General features: G+C 53.6%; 21 protein-coding genes. 14 read left to right on the top strand and 7 right to left on the bottom strand.

Annotation, left to right across the window (positions count from 1 at the left end):
* Positions 1 to 78: 78 nt before the first annotated feature.
* The 4 genes from yobA (at position 79) to lpxP (ending at position 3,354) form a co-directional block, all read left to right on the top strand.
* The gene (gene yobA / locus AB2B48_RS08675) at positions 79 to 453 is read left to right on the top strand and encodes a CopC domain-containing protein YobA (protein ID WP_185667590.1); all 375 of its coding nucleotides are present in this window, start codon (positions 79 to 81) and stop codon (positions 451 to 453) included.
* A 2-nt stretch (positions 454 to 455) separates the two neighbouring features.
* The gene (gene copD, locus AB2B48_RS08670) at positions 456 to 1,325 is read left to right on the top strand and encodes a copper homeostasis membrane protein CopD (protein WP_368301548.1); all 870 of its coding nucleotides are present in this window, start codon (positions 456 to 458) and stop codon (positions 1,323 to 1,325) included.
* Between the two features lie 12 nt (positions 1,326 to 1,337).
* Positions 1,338 to 1,676 (top strand): YebY family protein, encoded by a 339-nt coding sequence (locus tag AB2B48_RS08665; RefSeq protein WP_185667764.1) that lies wholly within the window; start codon positions 1,338 to 1,340, stop codon positions 1,674 to 1,676.
* 742 nt (positions 1,677 to 2,418) lie between these two features.
* Positions 2,419 to 3,354: a kdo(2)-lipid IV(A) palmitoleoyltransferase gene (lpxP, locus tag AB2B48_RS08660; RefSeq protein ID WP_185667771.1), complete on the top strand. Its 936-nt coding sequence runs from the start codon at positions 2,419 to 2,421 to the stop codon at positions 3,352 to 3,354.
* A 35-nt stretch (positions 3,355 to 3,389) separates the two neighbouring features.
* Here the strand turns inward: lpxP and AB2B48_RS08655 are convergent, their stop codons facing one another.
* The 4 genes from AB2B48_RS08655 to yebS all read right to left on the bottom strand — a co-directional run bounded on the left by AB2B48_RS08655 (position 3,390) and on the right by yebS (position 9,147).
* On the bottom strand, positions 3,390 to 3,629 hold the full coding sequence (locus tag AB2B48_RS08655; RefSeq protein WP_035891671.1) for a YebV family protein: 240 nt from the start codon (positions 3,627 to 3,629) through the stop codon (positions 3,390 to 3,392).
* 110 nt (positions 3,630 to 3,739) lie between these two features.
* Complete coding sequence (gene rsmF / locus AB2B48_RS08650; RefSeq protein WP_368301547.1) at positions 3,740 to 5,179, bottom strand: 16S rRNA (cytosine(1407)-C(5))-methyltransferase RsmF; 1,440 nt, start codon at positions 5,177 to 5,179, stop codon at positions 3,740 to 3,742.
* A gap of 82 nt (positions 5,180 to 5,261) precedes the next feature.
* Positions 5,262 to 7,895 (bottom strand): PqiB family protein, encoded by a 2,634-nt coding sequence (locus AB2B48_RS08645; protein ID WP_368301546.1) that lies wholly within the window; start codon positions 7,893 to 7,895, stop codon positions 5,262 to 5,264.
* Positions 7,864 to 9,147 carry a membrane integrity lipid transport subunit YebS gene (gene yebS / locus AB2B48_RS08640; protein WP_368301545.1) on the bottom strand — a complete coding sequence of 428 codons (1,284 nt, stop codon included), beginning with the start codon at positions 9,145 to 9,147 and terminating at the stop codon, positions 7,864 to 7,866. The genes AB2B48_RS08645 and yebS overlap by 32 nt, the downstream gene beginning before the upstream one ends.
* A gap of 143 nt (positions 9,148 to 9,290) precedes the next feature.
* Here yebS and AB2B48_RS08635 point away from each other — a divergent pair, with 143 nt between their 5' ends.
* From AB2B48_RS08635 to htpX, 4 genes are all read left to right on the top strand, one after another.
* Complete coding sequence (locus tag AB2B48_RS08635; protein WP_368301544.1) at positions 9,291 to 9,788, top strand: GAF domain-containing protein; 498 nt, start codon at positions 9,291 to 9,293, stop codon at positions 9,786 to 9,788.
* A 97-nt stretch (positions 9,789 to 9,885) separates the two neighbouring features.
* Positions 9,886 to 10,578 carry an RNA chaperone ProQ gene (proQ, locus tag AB2B48_RS08630; RefSeq protein WP_185667646.1) on the top strand — a complete coding sequence of 231 codons (693 nt, stop codon included), beginning with the start codon at positions 9,886 to 9,888 and terminating at the stop codon, positions 10,576 to 10,578.
* Positions 10,579 to 10,597: 19 nt separating this feature from the next.
* Positions 10,598 to 12,646 carry a carboxy terminal-processing peptidase gene (prc, locus tag AB2B48_RS08625; RefSeq protein WP_185667647.1) on the top strand — a complete coding sequence of 683 codons (2,049 nt, stop codon included), beginning with the start codon at positions 10,598 to 10,600 and terminating at the stop codon, positions 12,644 to 12,646.
* A gap of 195 nt (positions 12,647 to 12,841) precedes the next feature.
* A complete protein-coding gene (htpX, locus tag AB2B48_RS08620) occupies positions 12,842 to 13,726 on the top strand; it encodes a protease HtpX (protein ID WP_035891656.1) in 885 nt (294 codons plus the stop codon).
* Positions 13,727 to 13,825: 99 nt separating this feature from the next.
* Here the strand turns inward: htpX and AB2B48_RS08615 are convergent, their stop codons facing one another.
* Positions 13,826 to 14,302, bottom strand: a complete 477-nt coding sequence (locus AB2B48_RS08615; protein WP_185667648.1) for a GNAT family N-acetyltransferase — start codon at positions 14,300 to 14,302, stop codon at positions 13,826 to 13,828.
* A gap of 128 nt (positions 14,303 to 14,430) precedes the next feature.
* Here AB2B48_RS08615 and AB2B48_RS08610 point away from each other — a divergent pair, with 128 nt between their 5' ends.
* Positions 14,431 to 15,900, top strand: a complete 1,470-nt coding sequence (locus AB2B48_RS08610) for a PLP-dependent aminotransferase family protein (RefSeq protein WP_368301543.1) — start codon at positions 14,431 to 14,433, stop codon at positions 15,898 to 15,900.
* Positions 15,901 to 15,994: 94 nt separating this feature from the next.
* Here the strand turns inward: AB2B48_RS08610 and AB2B48_RS08605 are convergent, their stop codons facing one another.
* Positions 15,995 to 17,368 (bottom strand): MFS transporter, encoded by a 1,374-nt coding sequence (locus AB2B48_RS08605; RefSeq protein ID WP_368301542.1) that lies wholly within the window; start codon positions 17,366 to 17,368, stop codon positions 15,995 to 15,997.
* A 177-nt stretch (positions 17,369 to 17,545) separates the two neighbouring features.
* Between AB2B48_RS08605 and kdgR the strand changes: the two genes are divergently transcribed.
* Positions 17,546 to 18,337 (top strand): DNA-binding transcriptional regulator KdgR, encoded by a 792-nt coding sequence (kdgR, locus tag AB2B48_RS08600; protein ID WP_185667651.1) that lies wholly within the window; start codon positions 17,546 to 17,548, stop codon positions 18,335 to 18,337.
* Between the two features lie 55 nt (positions 18,338 to 18,392).
* On the opposite strand, the gene AB2B48_RS08595 is transcribed toward kdgR, so the two are convergent.
* Positions 18,393 to 18,632 (bottom strand): YobH family protein, encoded by a 240-nt coding sequence (locus tag AB2B48_RS08595; RefSeq protein WP_185667652.1) that lies wholly within the window; start codon positions 18,630 to 18,632, stop codon positions 18,393 to 18,395.
* A gap of 168 nt (positions 18,633 to 18,800) precedes the next feature.
* On the opposite strand from AB2B48_RS08595, the gene mgrB reads away from it, so the two are divergent.
* The 4 genes from mgrB (at position 18,801) to cspE (ending at position 20,447) form a co-directional block, all read left to right on the top strand.
* Entirely contained in the window at positions 18,801 to 18,944 is a 144-nt protein-coding gene (mgrB, locus tag AB2B48_RS08590) for a PhoP/PhoQ regulator MgrB (RefSeq protein WP_185667653.1), read from the top strand.
* 73 nt (positions 18,945 to 19,017) lie between these two features.
* Positions 19,018 to 19,317, top strand: coding sequence for a YebO family protein (locus AB2B48_RS08585; protein ID WP_185667654.1), 300 nt, complete (start codon positions 19,018 to 19,020; stop codon positions 19,315 to 19,317).
* Positions 19,318 to 20,080: 763 nt separating this feature from the next.
* Entirely contained in the window at positions 20,081 to 20,251 is a 171-nt protein-coding gene (locus AB2B48_RS08580; protein WP_074398761.1) for a DUF2627 domain-containing protein, read from the top strand.
* Complete coding sequence (gene cspE, locus AB2B48_RS08575; RefSeq protein WP_001062678.1) at positions 20,238 to 20,447, top strand: transcription antiterminator/RNA stability regulator CspE; 210 nt, start codon at positions 20,238 to 20,240, stop codon at positions 20,445 to 20,447. The genes AB2B48_RS08580 and cspE overlap by 14 nt, the downstream gene beginning before the upstream one ends.
* The last annotated feature ends 73 nt before the right edge of the window (positions 20,448 to 20,520 follow it).

Below are 20,520 nucleotides of genomic sequence, written 5' to 3'. Positions count from 1 at the left end.
AGAGGGTGCTCATCTCGACGTGAACATTATACAGCGTTATTCTTTGTCATATATCGATAACAAAAGGGAATGATGGAAATGAAATTCACCGCTCCTCGCGCGCTGGGTGCCACGCTGTTTTTACTCGGATCGCTGACTGCTTCACCGGTCTTTGCGCACGCTCATCTGCAACAGCAAACCCCCGCGGCAAATTCGGAAGTCAGCCCAGCGCCGCAAACCTTAACGCTTAACTTCTCCGAAGGCATTGAGCCGGGATTCAGCGGCGTGACGCTAACCGGTCCCGAAAAGCGGATTATCCCGGTCGGTAAAGCGGTGCGCAACGAGAAGGACAACACGCAGCTGGTTATTCCACTGAACGAAACGCTGGGTGACGGGCTCTATACCGTCGAATGGCACGTGGTTTCCGTTGACGGCCACAAGACCAAAGGTCAGTACCAGTTTAGCGTCAAGTAACCATGCTGACGGCTCTCTACGTTGGGCTGCGCTTTGTCCACTTTGCCGCGCTGATGGTCGCTTTCGGCTGCACGCTTTATGCCGGATGGTGGGCACCAACAGAACTTCGACGTCTGCTGGTGCAACGTTTTTCCAGACTGCTGCGCGGTTCGCTGACGCTGAGTGTGCTCTCGGCAATGCTGATGCTGGTGGCGCAGGGCGGGTTGATGGGCGATGGCTGGTCAGATACCTGGCGGCCAGAGGTCTGGCAAGCGGTGGTGCAGACGCATTTTGGCAGCGTCTGGCTATGGCAGATTGTGCTGGCGTGGGTAGCGCTGGGCGTAGCCTGGATTCAGCCGCGACAGATGATGCGGCGGCTTTTGCTTCTCTGCGTGGCTCAGTTTATCCTGCTGGCGGGCGTTGGTCATGCCGCCATGAACGACGGAGCGCTGGGCGTATTACAGCGCGCCAACCATGCGATACATCTGCTGTGTGCGGGGGCATGGGTGGGCGGGTTAATTCCGTTCCTCTACTGCCTGCGGCTGGCAAAAGGACGCTGGCGTCAACCGGCAATTGTCACCATGATGCGTTTTTCGCGCTATGGGCATCTGGCGGTCGCGGGGGCCATCGCCAGCGGGGTAGTTAACGCATGGCTGATTCAGGGCGGATTCACCACCGCTACGTCTTATGGAATAGCGCTGTGGGTGAAGTGTAGTGTTGTCGCGCTGATGGTGCTGGTGGCGCTTGCGAATCGTTACCTGCTGGTGCCGCGCATGTCGACGGCTCCTGAGCGGGTGTCGCGTATTTTCCTGCGGACCACGCAGGTAGAAATTATCCTCGGAGCGCTGGTGCTGGCCTGCGTAAGCCTGTTTGCGACCTGGGAACCTTTTTAATTGAACTGGCGAATTATGAAAAAGATTATTCTCTCTTTGTTGTTATTAACGGCGTCGGGATCCGCGCTGTCGGCGCAGATCATTACCGTGAGCCGCTTTGAGGTGGGCAAAGACAAGTGGGCATTTAACCGCGAAGAGGTGATGCTGACCTGCCGTCCTGATAACGCGCTGTACGTGATTAACCCTAGTACGCTGGTGCAGTATCCGCTGAATGATGTTGCAGAGCAGCAGGTGAAGGCGGGCAAAACGCAGGCGCAGCCGCTGAGTATCATCCAGGTTGACGATCCGAAACAGCCCGGTGTGAAAATGAGCCTGGCGCCGTTTATTGAACGGGCACAGAAACTCTGCTAATTCGCAGAATATCTGTTTATAAATCAATAAAAAACCGCAAGCCTTTTGCAGAAAGGGCTGCGGTTTTTTTATGTTATGCCGTTTATTGAACGAAATTTTTCAGCTCACAGCAGTTGTGGACTGGAAAACCTGTCACGGTCATCTATTCTTATAAAGCAAGGCGACTTAGCCTGCATTAATGCCAACTTTTAGCGCACGGCTCTCTCCCAAGAGCCATTTCCCTGGACCGAAAACAGGAATCGTTTTCGGTCTCTTTTTATCTGCAGTTTCCCTTCCACAGGATAAACACACTTTGCTGCTTGCGTGCTTGTTAACCCAATGTAAACAGATTCTCGACGGCATCCAAGCATTTTTGTGTCATTTCGCGAAAAAAAATTTCCGTGAAAATGTGAAGCAGCTAATAGAACATCGGAAAATCGCTGGATAATCATTTCGTTTGTCATAATAACTATCCAGCTAATTATATTTTCACTCATTATTCGAATATTTATTTCAACTCGTGAATAAAAATCGCTATTTTTTTATGAAGAAAAAGCGCATGCTTGCGGCGAGTTAAGCCACAGCCTGCCACGCCGCATCACACCTCTGTTTTCTGCCGTTTTGTAAATAAACGTCCGGGCAGTGAATTTGTCGAATGCAGTACTGTCAAACACTCATACGTACCGCTTAAAGACAGATGAACGGACTCGTTTTTTCCTTATGCGTTACCTTGTGCTGTGCTCCATGTTACCCGGAAGAAATGATGTTCCAGAATTTTGATGTTCGTTTACTTCACCCTCGCAATGGGCTGAAGTGGTTTGCGCTTGCTCTGTTATGGCTGGTGGTCCAACTCCCTTATCCGCTTCTCCATCTGCTCGGCACCTCCGTTGGTAAAGCGTCGCGTCGTTTTTTAAAACGCCGTGAACAAATTGCTACGCGCAATATTGAGCTTTGCTTTCCACATATGGATGCCGCCGAGCGCGAAAAGCTGATTGAACAAAACTTTATGTCTCTGGGCATGGGGCTTATCGAAACCGGTATGGCCTGGTTCTGGAGCGATGCGCGCGTGCGCAAATGGTTTGATGTTGAAGGCTATGCCAACCTGATGCACGCGCTGAAAGAGCAGCGCGGGGTGATGGTGGTTGGTGTGCACTTTATGTCGCTGGAATTAGGCGGCCGTGCGATGGGTCTGTGCCGTCCAATGATGGCAACCTATCGTCCGCACAACGACCCGCTGATGGAGTGGGTACAAACCACCGGTCGTCTGCGCTCGAACAAAGCGATGATCGATCGTCGTAACCTGCGTGGCCTGGTTCAGGCGCTGAAAGCGGGTGAAGCGGTATGGTTTGCGCCGGACCAGGATTATGGCCCGAAAGGGAGCGTATTTGCCCCGTTCTTCTCGGTAAGCGAAGCGGCCACCACCAACGGTACCAACGTGCTGTCGCGACTCTCTGGGGCCGCGATGCTGACCGTGACCATGGTGCGTAAACCGAATATGAAGGGCTACACGCTGCACATTAGTGAAGCGATGACCGATTATCCTTGTGGGGATGAAGTGTCGGCGGCGAGCTATATGAACAAAATTATCGAACGCGAGATTTTACGTGCGCCGGAGCAGTATCTGTGGGTGCATCGTCGGTTCAAAACCCGACCGCGGGGAGAAGCGTCGCTCTACAAAGCGGTGCCACACACCAAATAAATAAATAACCCGCCTGATGGCGGGTTCTTTTTGGGTTAAACAAGCCGCATAACCCAGGCATCGGACGGTTGATCGTAATGTTTGCGATAGAGAACCGAATGTTCGCCATCAAGAAGGGCTGGGATGCTGATATCGGCATCCCAGGCATCTAACTGCATGCACAAATCGGGATCGGACTTACAAGGGATGCTTAACGTTCGCTCGCCGTGTTGTTCGGCGTGCAGCACGGCATCATCAATCTCAAATGCGCCGATGCGTACGCTGGTTTTGCTCATAATGCTCTCCGTTAATCTGCTGACCGGTGTGGTACGACCAGTGGCCGTACCTTTTCATCCTAGCCAACGTCGAGCATTTCGCCAATTAAAAAATGCGCTTTTTTTGTGCGCTACTCCGACCTGTTGATAAAAAGTTTCCCATCGCGCACCAGTTCTCGCGGATAGCTGTTTTTCAGACGAGAGCCAATACGCTTTGCCAGCCCGAGTGGAAAGCCCTGGAACGTGACAATCACGTCGTCCTGCGTCGGGGCATTTTCCGGGTAGACGTCGCGCCCGCGATACCACTCCTGCGCTTCCTCTGCCGTTAATTCATGTCCCAGTTTCTCCGTGTTTGCCAGCGAGATAACCGCTTCATGCTGCCAACGGAAGCCTTTATTGTGGGTTTCAGCAAGCTTAATGCCGATGCGAGAGAAACGCACTTTACCCAGCAACGGCTCGATTTCCGCCGGGAACAGCCAGATTTCTTTGTCGCGCTGCCAAAGCGTTAGCGACGCATCCCACTCGATACCCACGCGCTTAGCCGCCTCGGCTACCGCCGCTGATTCGCGGGTTTTCATTGGCGCAAAAGGGAATTTGCCGACCTTGTAGCCCGGCGCGGGCAGCGGGTCGATCGCTGCCGTTTTATGCAGTCGAGCGACGAAGAAACCCTCGCAGTCGTAAATTTGTGGGAAGACGTGCAGATAGCCTTCCGGGGTCAGCGCCTGCTCGGCGGTTGGGAAAAGGTCGCCCAACGGCAGCACTTCCACCGCTTCCGGGTAACGCTCAAGCAGCCAGTTGACCACCGACTCATTTTCATCGCGGTTAAGCGTGCAGGTGGAGTAGACCAGCATACCGCCAGGGCGCAGGGCATGAAACGCGCTGTCAATAAGCTCACGCTGGGTGCTGGCGATCTCCAGGTTGCTGGCGAGCGACCAGTTTTTTAGCGCGTCTGGGTCCTTACGCACCACGCCTTCGCCGGAGCACGGGGCATCGAGCAGGATGGCGTCGAAGCATTCCGGCAGCGCCGCGCCAAATACGCGGCCGTCAAAGTGGGTCAGGGCGGTATTTGCGATTCCGCAGCGGCTGATGTTAGCGTGCAGCACCTTCACGCGGCTGGCGGAAAATTCGTTCGCCAGCAACATGCCATGGTTTTTCATTCGGGCGGCGATCTGCGTGGTTTTCGAGCCAGGCGCGGCGGCGACATCCATTACGCGCGTGGGTACTACGCCATCGGCAAACAGCGCGGCGACAGGCAGCATGGAGCTGGCTTCCTGAATATAGAACAGGCCGCTTAAATGCTCGGCGGCGCTGCCCAGTGGGATCTCATCGGCATTTTCGCGTTCAATCCAGAAACCTTCGGCGCACCAGGGAACCGGGGTTAGCTGCCAGCCGTACGGCGCAACCAGCGCCAGAAAATCATCCACGGTTATTTTGAGCGTGTTGACGCGAATGCTGCGACGCAGTGGGCGCTGGCAGGCATCAATAAATGCATCAAAAGAGAGATTTTTCGGCATGGCCTCGCGCATCTGCGCAAGGAATTCATCGGGGAAATAGACTGAGTTTTGAGCCACTGGGGAATACCACAAGGAGATGATAAAGAGCGCGCAGTTTACCATAAAAATGCGCCGGTGACGGGCACCGGCGCAGAGGGTTTTAACGCGGCAGGGCGGTGCCCCATTCGCGCCACTCTTTCGGTTCAGACTCCAGCAGCAGGAAGTGTTTCCCTTCCTGCGCTTTCGGCGCCAGCGGGATGCCCGGCGGGGTCGCAAAGGCGATACCGCCGCGAATGAACTGGTTGAAGGTGCCGGTTTTCACCACGCCGCCCACCAGGCCAAAATCGAGGCTATAGCCAGAGGCCAGCCAGAACACCGAGTTGTTACGCACCAGGTGCTGGTAGCGCTGGCCGATACGCATCTCAATCATCACGCGGTCGGAAAGGCTGCCCAGACGTAGCCCGGTGACGGTGCCCACCTCAAGCCCACGGAACAATATTGGTGTCCCGATGCTTAACGAACCGGCTTCCGGTGCCTCCACCACGATGTTCAGACCGTTGAGGTAGCGGGAGTCGGAAATCGTCGCTTCCTGTAACTCAAAATCACGGCGCATTTCGCCGTGGCCCGGTTCGACGTTAACGTACGGCTGCAGCAGGGTATCCAGATGTTCCACGCCCGCCGCCGAGATTTGCGGGGTGATCACCGAGAAACGGGTGCCGCGTCGCGCAAAGGTTGAAACATATTCAGGGTAAAGCACGGCGCTGGCCTGCACTTCGTTACGTGAAGCGTTCAGCTCAAGGTTCTGCACCTGACCGATATCAATGCCGAGGTAGCGAATTGGCATACCGGTCGAGAGCTTGTCGGCATCAAAGGCGTGCAGCGTGATTTGCCCGCCAATGGCGCGTGCGGCGGTCTCCGACGCGTAAAGCAGGCGTTTATCGCCTTTACGGCTGCCCGCTCCGGCGGCATCGAGATTGTCAAAGCTAATCGCCCCTTTTAACGCACGGGAGAGCGGGGAGGCCTGCACCGTCAGGCCGCTGCCGTTGAGTTGCACCTTCGCGCCGCCTTCAGCCCAGAAGACGCTGTTTGGGGTCAGCAGCGAACGGTATTCCGGTTTAATGTGCACTGCAATATCGAACGCGTTGGCGCGGGGCTGCACCGAGGTGACCTCACCGACTTCAAATTTACGATACAGTACGATTGAGCCGGTCTGAATATCCGGCAGCGTCTCCGCCGTCAGCATCAGGGTGGTGGTTGGGTAGTCGCTGAGGTTGTTCTCCTGCGCTTTCTCGAGGTTAGAGAACAGTGGATAGCTCGACTTCATCGGCCCTTTTTCACCCGGCAGGATACGAATCCCGCCGCTGAGCCATTCGTTGGCGCTGGCACCTAAGAACTCCACGCCGTCGATGCCCACTTTGACATCCATCTTGCTGTTGACCACAAACTTGCTGTCGCCGTGGATCAGGTCGCGATACTGCGGGTCAATGGCGATAGCAAAGCTAATGCCTTTTGCCGTCAACGCGCGTTCCATGACCTGGCCGATTTTCACCCCATGCAGCATGATGGGCTGCCCGGCATCAATGCCGTAGCTTTCCGGCGCGGTCAACGTTAGCGTCATCACGCCCGGCTGTTGCAGCAGCGTTTTGTCTGCCGCCAGCACGGTAAAGCGGTCTTTCGGCTCGCCGTCGCCCGGTACCAGCTCAAAGGTGCTGCCGGTGAGCAGCGAGCTCAGGTTGGTGTTATCCAGCGACAGCTTCGGCTGATGCAGTTCAATGCGCGTTTTTTCCCGCAGCAGTGAGACCACGCTTGGGTCAACGGTCATTTCACCGGTAACGGAGTTGTCCGGGTTGAGCGTCAGTTTGGTCAACTGGCCCACTTCCAGCCCCTGATAAAGCATCGGCGTCGAACCGGCCTTCAGACCATCGCCGCTTGGCAGTTGAAGCTGCACTAACACGCCACGCTGGCTGTGAGCAAGATCTTCATAGAGGCCGTATTCATCGTTCTGTACAGCGGCCTGCGAATCTGGCGGGGAGTCAAAGGCGATCGCGCCGTTGACCAGCGCTGCGAGGCTTTCAAGCTGTACCTTCGCGCCGCTGAGCCCTACATCCGCCTTAATGCCCGAGACGTTCCAGAAGCGGCTGCCTTTTTTCACCAGGTTGGTGAAGCGACGCTCGATCAGCACATCAATGGTGACGCCCTGATTGTTAGGGTTGATGGCGTAGTCATAGACGCGGCCGACCGGAATTTTGCGAAAGTAGACCAGCGAACCGCTGTTGAGCGAGCCTAAATCCGGGGCGTGCAGATGGATCATCAGCTCACCGTTGTTCAGCCGATATTTGGGCTGCGTATCCAGCGCGGTGAAGTGATCGCGCGCTTCGCCTTTACCCGGCATCATGCCGATATAGTTACCGCCAACCAGCGCATCAAGGCCGGAGACCCCGGCAAGGGACGCCTTCGGAGTCACCAGCCAGAACTGGGTTTCGTCGCGCAGCGCATCTTCCATATCGGCTTTAATGCTGGCGCGTACTTCGATCTTGCTGCGGTCCTGGGCAAGGCGGATATCCTGCACCGTACCGACCTCGACGCCCTGGAAGCGCACAGGGGTTCGGCCCGGCACAATACCGTCCGCCGACATGAAGTCGATGGTGATGGTGGTACCGCGATCCTCATAGCTGTTCCAGATAAGCCAGCAAGCAATCATCAGCGCGATGATCGGCAGCAGCCAGAACGGGGAGATACGGCGTTTGGTTTTAATTCGCGCCTCAGTCTGTGAAGCGGGCGTTTCCTGACTCATGTGCGTCCCAAAGTATGCGGCTGTCCAGCCATTCAACAGCAAGAATAGTTAATATTACCGCAGCGCCGAAATAAAACGCAGCGGGGCCCATCGTGAAGGCGAGAAGCTGATCACGATTGATGAGCGACATGGTTAACGAAATCACAAACAGATCGAGCATTGACCAGCGGCCAATCCAGGTGACAAAGCGCAGCAGCAGTATGCGCGTACGCAGCCCCTGTTCGCATTTAAAGTGAATGCTGGTCAGTAGCGTCAGCATCACGATAATTTTGGTAAACGGCACCAGAATACTGGCGATAAACACCACCGCCGCCACCGCCACGTTGCTGTTGGCAAGCGAGATGATCCCAGAAAGAATGGTGTCCGTCTGCCGCCCGCCGTTAACATAAATAACGGAGATTGGCAGCAGGTTAGCGGGAATGAGAAAGACGATCGAACTGACCAGTGCCGCCCAGCTTTTTTGCAGGCTCTGCCGCCGACGGTAGCGCAGGGGCGTATGGCAGCGGCGGCAGCGACCACGCGTATCGGCAAAACCGGTGTAGTGGCACTCTAGGCAGACGCGCAGACTGGCGTCAGGGCGCGTGGCGGGGCGCTGGGGGTAAAAGCGCTCCCACAGTTGCTCGATGTTCAGGTGAATCAGGGTCAGGATGCTGAGTACCACCAGAGAGATAAATGCCAGCAGGCCGATTCCCGGTTGCAGGAAGGCGTAGTCCTGCACCTTGATCGAGGCAACGGCGATCCCAACCAGGTAGATATCCAGCATCACCCACTCTTTAAGCTTATCGAGCATCAGCAGGACAGGGCGCAGATTCATACCCAGAATATTACCGAGCCACAGATAGGCAATGGAGACGACCAGCACCGAAGGCGCGCCGACGGTGCAGAAAAAGACCATCGCCGCCGTGATGGGGTGGCCCTGATCGGTCATCTGCCAGATCCCGGACAGCAGGTTGGCATCGATACGGACACCCAACAGATGCAGGCGTAGCAGCGGTTCGCTCCATGCGAAGGGCATGAGTAGCAGCATGGTGATGGCCATCGCGCCGAGGCGGGTCAACGACCAGTCGCGCCCGTCGCGCACCTTGGCGTTACAGCGTGGACAGTAGGCACTTTGTGATGATTTTACGACCGGTAACCGAAAAAGCATATCGCACTGGGGGCAACGTTGGTAATGTGCCCACGGCAACGATGCATTAATCTTGTGAATATGTATTTTTTTCGACGGCGTTATACGTGATGTTGTCAGTGCCATTTATTACATTGAGAAATGAATGTATAACTCTATCTTAACCTAAGTATCGATTCATCTTGAGCCCGAACGCACTTAATGCGTATTTTATAAGGCTGTAAGCTGGATAACGCATCAGTAACACCGTAAACAATAGTGATTAGATAATGAGCAAAACAGAATTTTACGCGAATCTTAACCGCGATTTTCAGGCATTGATGGCAGGTGAAACGAGTTTCTTAGCCGTAATCTCCAATACCAGCGCGCTGCTGTACGAGCGTCTTTCTGATGTGAACTGGGCAGGATTTTATCTGCTGGAAGGCAATACGCTGGTTCTCGGGCCGTTCCAGGGCAAAATTGCCTGCGTACGTATTCCGGTAGGTCGCGGTGTTTGCGGTACTGCCGTAGCGGAAAATCGCGTTCAGCGCATTGAAGATGTCCATGCCTTTGATGGTCATATCGCCTGTGATGCTGCCAGCAACGCCGAAATCGTACTGCCTCTTGAGGTGAACGGTCAGGTTATTGGCGTGCTGGATATCGATAGCACCGTCTTCTCTCGTTTTAGCGAAGAAGATGAGGCGGGCTTACGTGAACTGGTCGTCCACCTGCAAAAAGTGCTCGAAGCGACCGATTATCAAAAATTCTTTGCCCCCGTCGAAGGATAATCAACGGATAACGTAGCATTTACGAAATGCGTCATTATAATGTCGCCTGTTCATGCCTGCGGCTTGTTGGCTACGTCCGTTGTAATCAGGAAATTTCATGGAAAATCAACCTAAGTTGAACAGCAGTAAAGAAGTTATCGCATTTTTGGCCGAACGTTTCCCGCAGTGCTTTAGTGCGGAAGGCGAGGCCCGCCCCCTGAAAGTCGGTATTTTTCAGGATCTCGTAGCGCGCGTTGAAGGGGAAATGAACCTCAGCAAAACGCAACTGCGCTCCGCATTACGTCTTTATACTTCCAGCTGGCGCTACCTCTACGGTATCAAAGCGGGTGCAGTGCGCGTCGATCTCGACGGCAACCCTTGCGGCGAACTGGATGAGCAGCACGTGGCGCATGCCCGTCAGCAACTTGAAGAAGCGAAAGCTCGCGTTCAGGCACAGCGCGCTGAACAGCAGGCGAAGAAACGCGAAGCGGCTGCTGCTGCGGGCGAACAAGGTGATGCGCCACGTCGTGAGCGTAAACCGCGTCCTCCAGTACGTCGTAAAGAAGGCGCAGAGCGTAAACCACGTCCTGCGGCAGCAAAACCGGCGGCTAAACCTGTTCGCGAAGTGCGCGAAGAGAAGTTTACCCCCGTATCCGATCTGTCCGCGCTGACGGTCGGTCAATCCCTGAAAGTTAAAGCGGGCAATAACGCCATGGATGCCACAATCCTGGAAATCACCAAAGATGGCGTTCGTGTGCAGCTTACTTCTGGTATGTCAATGATTGTACGCGCAGAACACCTGGTGTTCTGAAACGGAGGCCTGGCCAGGCATGAACAAATTCTTTAGGCTCTCCGCGCTTGCTGGTCTGTTAGTGATAACAGGCCAGGTCTTAGCGGTGGAAGATATTACCCGTGTTGATCAGCTTCCGGTTCTGAAGGAAGAGACGCAGCACGCAACGGTGAGCGAGCGCGTGACATCGCGCTTTACCCGTTCCCACTACCGCCAGTTCGATCTTGACGAGGCCTTTTCGGCCAAAATCTTTACCCGCTATCTGAACCTGCTGGACTATAGTCACAACGTACTGCTGGCCAGCGACGTGGAGCAATTCTCCGCGAAGAAAGGGCAGATTGGCGATGAGCTGCGTTCTGGCAAGCTTGATGTCTTCTATGACCTCTACAATCTGGCGCAAAAGCGTCGCTTTGAGCGCTATCAGTATGCGCTGAAGGTGCTTGAGCGTCCGATGAACTTCACCGGTACCGACACCTTTAACCTCGATCGCAGTAAAGCGCCGTGGCCGAAGGATGAAGCCGAGCTCAATGCGCTTTGGGACGGTAAGGTCAAATTTGACCAACTGAGCCTGAAGCTGGCGGGCAAAGACGACAAAGAGATTCACGATACGCTGTCGCGTCGCTACAAGTTTGCGATTCGTCGCCTGGCGCAGACCAACAGTGAAGATGTGTTCTCGCTGGCGATGACCTCATTCGCCCGTGAAATCGACCCGCACACTAACTACCTCTCTCCGCGTAACACCGAGCAATTTAATACCGAAATGAGTCTGTCTCTGGAAGGTATTGGCGCGGTGCTGCAGATGGACGACGACTACACCGTGATTAACTCCATGGTGGCAGGTGGCCCAGCAGCGAAAAGCAAGGCGATTAGCGTGGGCGATCGTATCGTCGGCGTGGGCCAGGCCGGTAAAGGCATGGTGGATGTGATTGGCTGGCGTCTTGATGACGTTGTGGCGCTGATCAAAGGGCCGAAGGGCAGCAAAGTTCGTCTGGAAGTGCTTCCGGCAGGCAAAGGCTCTAAAACCCGTATCGTCACCCTGACTCGCGAGCGTATTCGTCTTGAAGACCGCGCCGTGAAAATGTCGATTAAAGGCACCGGTAAAGATAAAGTCGGTGTGCTGGATATCCCGGGTTTCTACGTTGGTCTCACCGAAGATGTGAAGGTCCAGCTGCAAAAGCTGGAAAAACAGAACGTCAGCAGCGTGATTATCGATCTGCGTAGCAACGGCGGCGGCGCGCTGACCGAGGCGGTTTCGCTCTCCGGTCTGTTCATTCCGTCCGGCCCGGTCGTGCAGGTGCGTGATAACAACGGCAAGGTGCGCGAAGATAGTGATACCGATGGCGTTGTCTATTACAAAGGCCCGCTGGTGGTGCTGGTAGACCGTTTCAGCGCCTCGGCGTCGGAAATCTTTGCCGCCGCGATGCAGGACTACGGCCGTGCGCTGATCGTCGGTGAACCGACCTTCGGTAAAGGCACCGTCCAGCAGTACCGTTCGCTGAACCGCATCTACGATCAGATGCTGCGCCCTGAATGGCCTGCGCTGGGCTCTGTCCAGTACACCATTCAGAAGTTCTACCGTATCAACGGCGGCAGTACCCAGCGTAAAGGGGTAACCCCGGACATCATGATGCCAACCGGCACGGAAGAGACCGAAACCGGTGAGAAGTTTGAAGACAACGCACTGCCGTGGGACAGCATTAATGCTGCCACCTATGTGAAGTCTGGCGACATGAAAACGTTCGAGCCGGAGCTGCTGAAGCTGCACAGCGATCGCATTGCGAAAGATCCTGAGTTCCAGTACATCGCCAAAGATATTGCCCACTTCAATGAATTGAAGGAGAAGCGCAGTATTGTCTCTCTGAACTACGCTCAGCGTGAGAAAGAGAACGAAGAGGACGATGCAACGCGTCTGGCGCGTATTAACGATCGCTACAAGCGTGAAGGCAAGCCGCCGCTGAAGAAACTGGAAGATCTGCCGAAGGACTACAAAGAGCCGGATCCATACCTTGACGAGACGGTGGACATCGCCATCGATCTGGCAAGGCTTGAGAAGGCCGCGCCTGCAGAACAGCCGGCAGCAACCAAGTAATCCCCCAACAGGCACAAGCAATTGTGCCTGTTTTTTTTATCTCTCGTATCTTCTCGTAAATCACGATGCTACAAAATGTAAAGTTGTGTCTTTCTCGTGACTTAGCCTAACGTAATCGTTGAAAATTCGCGTATTGCCCCTACGATATGGGTAATCGCATAGTGCGTTTTGTTAAAAAGAGGTTAAAAGTAAATTATGATGCGAATCGCGCTCTTCCTGATGACCAACCTGGCGGTAATGGTTGTGTTTGGGCTGGTGCTAAGCCTGACAGGAATTCAGTCGAGCAGCATGACCGGTCTGCTGATTATGGCGCTGCTATTTGGTTTCGGCGGTTCCATTGTGTCATTGATGATGTCGAAATGGATGGCACTGAAATCAGTTGGTGGTGAAGTGATTGAGCAGCCGCGTACCGAACAGGAACGCTGGCTGGTAGACACCGTTGCGCGTCAGGCGCAGCAGGTGGGTATTGCTATGCCGCAGGTTGCGCTGTACCACGCGCCGGATATGAACGCCTTTGCTACCGGTGCGCGTCGTGATGCGTCGCTGGTAGCCGTGAGCACCGGTCTGCTGCAGAACATGAGCCGTGACGAAGCGGAAGCCGTTATCGCCCATGAAATCAGCCACATCGCAAACGGCGATATGGTCACCATGACTCTGATCCAGGGCATCGTGAACACCTTCGTTATCTTTATCTCTCGCGTTATCGCGCAGATTGCGGCCGGTTTCCTCGGCGGCAACCGTGATGATGGCGAAGAGAGCAGCAACGGCAACCCGCTGATTTACTTCGCGGTAGCCACGGTGCTGGAGTTGGTGTTTGGTATTCTGGCGAGCATTATCACCATGTGGTTCTCGCGCTACCGTGAATTCCACGCTGATGCGGGCTCCGCAAAGCTGGTTGGTCGTGAGAAGATGATTGCCGCGCTGCAGCGTCTGAAAACCAGCTATGAGCCACAGGAAGCCAGCAGCATGATGGCATTCTGCATCAACGGTAAATCGAAGTCGCTGAGCGAAATGTTCATGACGCACCCACCGCTGGATAAGCGCATTGAAGCGCTGCGCAGCGGCGAATATATGAAGTAACAGGTTTACGTCAATAACGCTAAACGGCATCCTTGAATGCATCAGGGATGCCGTGATTTAGTCCCTTCTTCTCATCGTGTTGATGCACCGCAAGCCGTGTTAATTCACCGACATTTGATATTCAATCATGCCGCTTTTTTTCGCTACCCAGTCATAAAGACGTTGCCCGCGTAGGTTAGTCTCATGTGTGTGCCAGTACAGACGGGAGGCTCGTTGCTCGCGTGCCTGTTGCTGCACGTATTCAATCAGCTGTCTGCCAATCTGCTGACCACGGACATCCGGGTTCACGAACAAATCCTCAAGATAGCAGTAATCTTCTGTGGCCCAGGTTGAGCGGTGGAACAAGTAATGTACAAGGCCCACTGCTTTGCCGTCACATTCGGCGATGGCACAAAGCATCGGTTCGCCAGAATCTAAAAAACGACGCCATGTCTGTTGAGTCACCGCGTCAGGGATATCGACGCGATAAAACGTTTGATACTGTTTCCACAACGGCAGCCACTGCGCATAGTCGCGCTCCGTTGCTGGCCTGATGATAACCTTTGCCAAATGACTACCTGCCTTTTTATCGTTCATTAATCTTCCTTATTTTCAAATAAAAGCCGCACCTTGATGCGGTAACGCTATGTTAGAAGAGGTTATGGTTCCTATGAAGTTCCACTTTATGTATCTTTATAGGATCCACTTTTTTGCGGTGTATTGAGATGACAAAGCCCGTCGCCCCTTTGTTCCAGGACCTACTGTTACCTGGCGGCATTATTAAAGATCAGGTCTACGAGGTGCTCCGCCATGCCATTCTGGAAGGGCGTTTGGCGGCGGGCTCGAAAATACCGTCAAGCCGAGCGCTAGCTGAAATGATGGCGATTTCGCGCAACTCAGTTATTGCAGGCTTTGAACGTTTGCTGGATGAGGGCTATCTGATTGCGCGCAAAGGTGCGGGAACGTTTGTAACTGAAAGCATTCCGGACAAAACCATTGATGGGCATTATCCGGTGCAGGAATCAACGCCACCCGTATCGGCAGTCGGATCGCTCAATCCTGATATTGCGGCGCTGCGCCCCCTCTGGTCTGAAGGGCAGAAAAGTGATGGGATGAATCGCTTATTTGCCGTGGGCGTAGGCTGTACCGACCTTTTCCCTCATGATTTATGGGGGAGGCTGTTGGGACGGGTCTGGCGACAGTCCCGGCACGAGCTTGGTTTGCATACGAACGCCTGTGGTTATCAGCCTCTGCGCCGCGCGATTAATCATTATATCCAGACCACTCGCGGCGTTAACTGCGATGAGAGTCAGATAATCATCGTCAATGGCATCCAGCAGGCGCTGAATGTCACCGCCCGGGCGTTGCTGCCTAAAGGTAGCGAAGTGTGGGTAGACGATCCCGGTTATGATGGCGCCCGAGGCGCCTTCACCTCTACAGGAGCGATTGTCAGGCCGGTCAGGGTCGACGACCGGGGGATGGATATTCATGATGGGATACAGCACTTCCCCAATGCAAAACTGGTCTACACCGCGCCGTCACACCAGTTTCCATTGAGCGGGACGCTCAGCCTTTCCCGACGGTTAGCGCTGCTGGAGTGGGCGGAATCCCGGCAGGCGTGGATCTTTGAAGATGACTATAACAGTGAGTTTCGCTATGCCGCTCGCTCATTGCAGGCGTTGCAGGGGCTGGATAAATATCATCGGGTTATTTATTCCGGAACGTTTTCCAAAATGATGTATCCGGAATTTCGGCTGGGCTTTTTGGTCGTACCGCCGGATCTACGTGAGCAGTTTATGATGACCAAGTATTTCTCCGATCTCTGTACCGGCTATCTGGAGCAGGCCGTGCTGGCGCGTTTTATTGCCGAAGGCCATTACGCCAGCCATGTTCGCCGGGTGCGTAAAGCGTGCTATGAGCGTAAGAGCGCATTAGCAGCGGCGATAGCCGCTTATTTGCCGGGCAAAATGGTGGTACATCCGTCCGACTCAGGGATCCATATGGTGTGTTGGTTGGCCGACGGACTCACGGGGAAGGAGGTGGAAATGAAAGCCAGCCAGCTGGGTATGGGGATTCAATCCTTTGAACGCTATTGCCAGCGTCCAATGGCCCGAGAAGGTATTTTGCTTGGCTTTGCCAATCATTCCCCGGAGGTCTTGCAAGAGGGCATTCGCCGATTGGCCAGCGTGATTTGAACGCGCTTAAAAGTTAGGGGACTCTTACGTCAAAATCGCCCGGGCAAGATTCGATTCTTAACACCGGGCGATGGCGATATGACAATACCGGCTTTTAGCTTTGCGCGCGTGGCTGGGTGACGCGCAGCCCGCTGAACAGCGTAGCGACAACCGCCAGCGTACCGGCCAGCAACAGCGACACGTGGGTACCGCCATTGCCGAAGGCGTTAAACATCAGCGCGACCAGAGCAGCACCGGTACTTTGCCCCAGCAGGCGTGCCGTACCGAGCATCCCGCTGGCACCGCCGCTGCGGTTACGCGGCGCAGAGGCAATAATGGTGTGGTTGTTTGGAGACTGGAACAGCCCGAAGCCTGCACCGCACAGCAGCATACGCCAGATAATATCGATATCGCTCGGTGACGATGGCAGCAGCGCCAGCCCAAACAGGCCGCAGGCCATAATCGCCATGCCCAGCGCGCCCAGCAGGCCCGCGTGAACGCGTTCGATAAGATACCCTGCCAATGGAGCCATCACCATGGTCGCCAGCGGCCACGGCGTCAGCAGTAAGCCGGTCTCTACTTCGGTACGGCCGACCACTGACTGCAGGAAGAACGGCAGCGATACCATTGCCAGCATCTGCGCGCAGAAAGAGCAAATAGATGTGCAGATAGAGAGTGAGAACAGCGGAATACGCAGCAGATCGACCGGCAGCAGCGGCACCGGTAACTGCAGTTGGCGACGCACGAAGAAGAAACCAATCACCAGCAGCCCAACGATTTCCAGCAGCACCACTTCGGTAGACTGCCCCTGAGCGAAACTGCTCAGTGCGGTGATAAGCAGACCGAAGGTCAGGGCGTTCATCACCGCGCTTGGCAGATCGAAACGCTGTGACTGGCTGCGGGTGCCGTTCGACGGCAGGAAGCGCACGGCCAGCAGCCAGGCAATAATCCCCAGCGGCACGTTAATAAAGAACAGCCACTGCCAGGAAGCCAGCGACAAAATGGCCGCGGCGATCGTTGGCCCGGCAGCTGACGACACTGCCACCACAAAGGAGTTGATACCCATCCCGCGTCCCAGTTGACGCTGTGGGTAAATCAGACGGATCAGCGCCGTGTTGACGCTCATCAGCGCTGCGCCCCCAAACCCTTGCAGAATACGCGCCAGCGTCAGCATCTCGAGCGAGTTAGAGAAGGCGCAGAACAATGAGGCGAGGGTGAAGACCACCAGGCCCGCTTTATAAATGCGGTGGTAGCCAATCATGTCGCCAAGGAAGGAGAGGGAGAGCAGGGAGATAACAATGGCAATCTGGTAGGCATTGACTATCCAGATGGAAGACGCCGGGGAGGCGTTCAGGTCGGTAGCGATGGTGGGCAGCGCAACGTTGGCAATGGCACCGTCGAGAACGGCCATCGTAATGCCGATAACAATAGTCAGAATGGCGCCATAGCGTAGGGGGGTCGGCAGACCATCGATCAGGTTTCGAGTCATGTTAGAAACTTGTTTTTGTGTGAATTATTAACCAGAGAATGATTCTAGCATTGATTATTCGACCTAATGTCGCAGATTTGTAACCAGGTCACAGAAGTTTCATTGCTACAGACGCTTTGCGAAATTATAATAAAAACCGGTTCTAATTTTTATAAAACAGTTGCGATGAGGTGATAAATGTCAGCAACGGATTTGGACAAACAACCAGATTCTGTCTCTTCGGTACTCAAGGTATTTGGTATCCTGCAGGCACTTGGCGAAGAACGCGAAATTGGTATTACTGAACTGTCGCAACGCGTCATGATGTCGAAAAGCACCGTTTATCGCTTTTTGCAAACCATGAAGTCATTGGGATACGTTGCCCAGGAAGGGGAATCCGAAAAGTATTCACTCACGCTGAAGCTGTTTGAGCTGGGTGCTCGTGCCCTGCAAAACGTTGATTTGATCCGCAGTGCGGATATCCAGATGCGTGAGCTCTCTCGCCTGACGAAAGAGACCATTCACCTGGGTGCGCTGGATGAAGACAGCATTGTTTACATCCACAAAATCGACTCGATGTATAACCTGCGCATGTACTCCCGTGTGGGTCGTCGTAACCCGCTGTACAGCACCGCGATCGGTAAAGTACTGCTGGCCTGGCGCGACCCGGCAGAGGTTCGTCAGATCCTCGAAGGCGTTGAGTATAAGTGCAGCACCGAGCGTACGATTGCCAACACTGATGAGCTGATTACCGTTCTCGAGCAGGTCCGTAAACAGGGCTGGGGCGAAGATAACGAAGAACAGGAAGAAGGTTTGCGCTGTATCGGCGTACCGGTATTTGACCGCTTTGGCGTGGTTATCGCCGGTTTGAGTATCTCCTTCCCAACGCTGCGCTTCTCTGAAGAACGCCTGCATGAGTATGTTGAGATGCTGCATACCGCAGCGCGTAAGATTTCAGAACAGATGGGTTATAACGACTACCCGTTCTGAGTCAGCGATAAAAAAGCCCGGTGCTGGACTGCACCGGGCTTTTTTTTATCCATTTTTAACCGTTATCCACCACGCTCGTGCTCTTACGCAGCAGTGGGCAGCTGGAACGCCCCACCACGCCGTTGTCGCTGTGAAGATAAAATGCGGTGCTATAGCCCTGTGCGGTCAGATACTTACATTGCAAGCCCAGACCGCCAGCCGTCTTCTGACTCCCTGCCAATACGCCGTACCCGCTCAGAAGCACCCCGATGGCGACGATAACCAGAAAAACGATAGTTCTGATAAACAGGCGCATAAAAATTCCTCTTCTATTATATCTTTCATGAATACTACGTTACTGCAATAACGGATTGACACAAGTCTATGATTCCTAAAAGCGTGAGATGCCGTTACAGTTAGCCGCGGTTTAAGGTTAGCATGCTAACCTCGCTACATCTGAATAAGAATTCATGCGGAGAGTTGAGTGAAAAAGTTTCGGTGGGTATTACTGATACTCGTGATTGCCGCCTGCCTGCTGCTCTGGACCCAGATGATCAACGTAATGTGCGATCAGGATGTTCAGTTTTTCAGCGGCATATGCAGCATTAACAGGTATATACCCTGGTAAAACATTTTTGCCGGCAGCGATTTCCTTCCGTAATGTGAGTGGTAGAATGGATCGTTCTTTTTGAGGTGGTAAAATGAGTGATCTTGTAAGTTCTGGGGCATTAAATCTGGTATCTCTGGCATTTTCCTTCTTGCTGCTGTTAGTCGGTCTGGTGTTGTGGTTCTTTGTGAATCGCGCCAGTTCCCGTGCTAACGAGCAAATCGAACTCCTTGAATCGCTGCTCGACCTGCAAAAGCGCCAGAATGCGCTGCTGCGTCGTTTATGCGAAGCCAATGAGCCGGACGCGAAGGAAGAAGAGGCACCAAAAGCAAAAGCAGAAGACGTTAAAGAAGAAGACAAAGAAGATTTTATCCGTCTGGTGGCGGAACGATAACCTCTTTGTATGCTAACGCCGGGCAGCCTGTTCTGGGCTGCCGGACACCGCACGATGCACTTTTCTGGTGCTCATATTCCCTGAAAGCCTAATTGATATGCGTTACGCGACGAGATATTCACTTTGCGCAACTGACGCGTTGCGTGGCGATATTCGCGCTCACGTATCGGTATAATCTATAACGTTATGTTATTGTTATTGATAAATCATTCCCAGGTTCTATTTATCGCACCTTAATATTATTGTTCGTATTAACATTGTACGAACTGGACAATTAATCGCCCATTTGGCGAAGCATAATCCAGAGAGCAATAGCGAAACGTTTTTATTGCATTGTGATGAAGCAATGTCACGAAAGTTTCATTATTTTGGTGCAATATAGTCCACGATGTTAATCGCCAGGACCGTGCTGGATAACCGCACTCATGTGAAGTACTTATAACCGGTTAGCCGAACGGCATGCGAAAATGTTATAGCGAAAATAATCTAACGATATACAAAATTTTTGCGGCGATAAGGATATTCTGGACGCCGAAAAAATGTTGGTCTATGTTAAAAATGTCTTACGTTACCGTAAGCTAGGTCACATTTTAGATCTGCTAACATTCATTCAACGAAACGTTTTGTTGGGGAAAAATTCACCCCGTGCGGAAGGATTTGTTGGGATTTGTGCGGCCGATCGAGACACCTTTAAAAATGGCTTGCCATTATTATCGTTGTATGTGATAACACGTTTTGGGTTAAACGAGGTACAGTTCTGTTTATGTATGGCATTATCAGTAAAGAAGTTCTGAGTAAACACGTTGACGTTGAATACCGCTTCTCTGCCGAACCTTATATTAGTGCCTCATGCAGTCATGTCTCAGTTTTATCTATGAAAACGCCTGCGGGCGCAGAAAACACTCTAAGGAATTTTGCAAATGGCAAAGATTAAAGGTCAAGTTAAGTGGTTCAACGAGTCTAAAGGTTTTGGCTTCATTACTCCTGCTGACGGCAGCAAAGATGTATTCGTACATTTCTCTGCAATCCAGGGTAACGGCTTCAAAACTCTGGCTGAAGGCCAGAACGTTGAGTTCGAAATTCAGGACGGCCAGAAAGGCCCAGCGGCTGTTAACGTAACCGCTATCTGATTCGACAATCACTGATCTTGCAGCGCGTCAGCGTAACATTATCAGACATAAAGCCTCGCTTATGCGGGGCTTT

It is taken from the genome of Kluyvera sichuanensis, assembly GCF_040930405.1.
Taxonomy (GTDB): domain Bacteria; phylum Pseudomonadota; class Gammaproteobacteria; order Enterobacterales; family Enterobacteriaceae; genus Kluyvera; species Kluyvera sichuanensis.
This window is presented reverse-complemented; position numbering and strand designations above follow the sequence as displayed.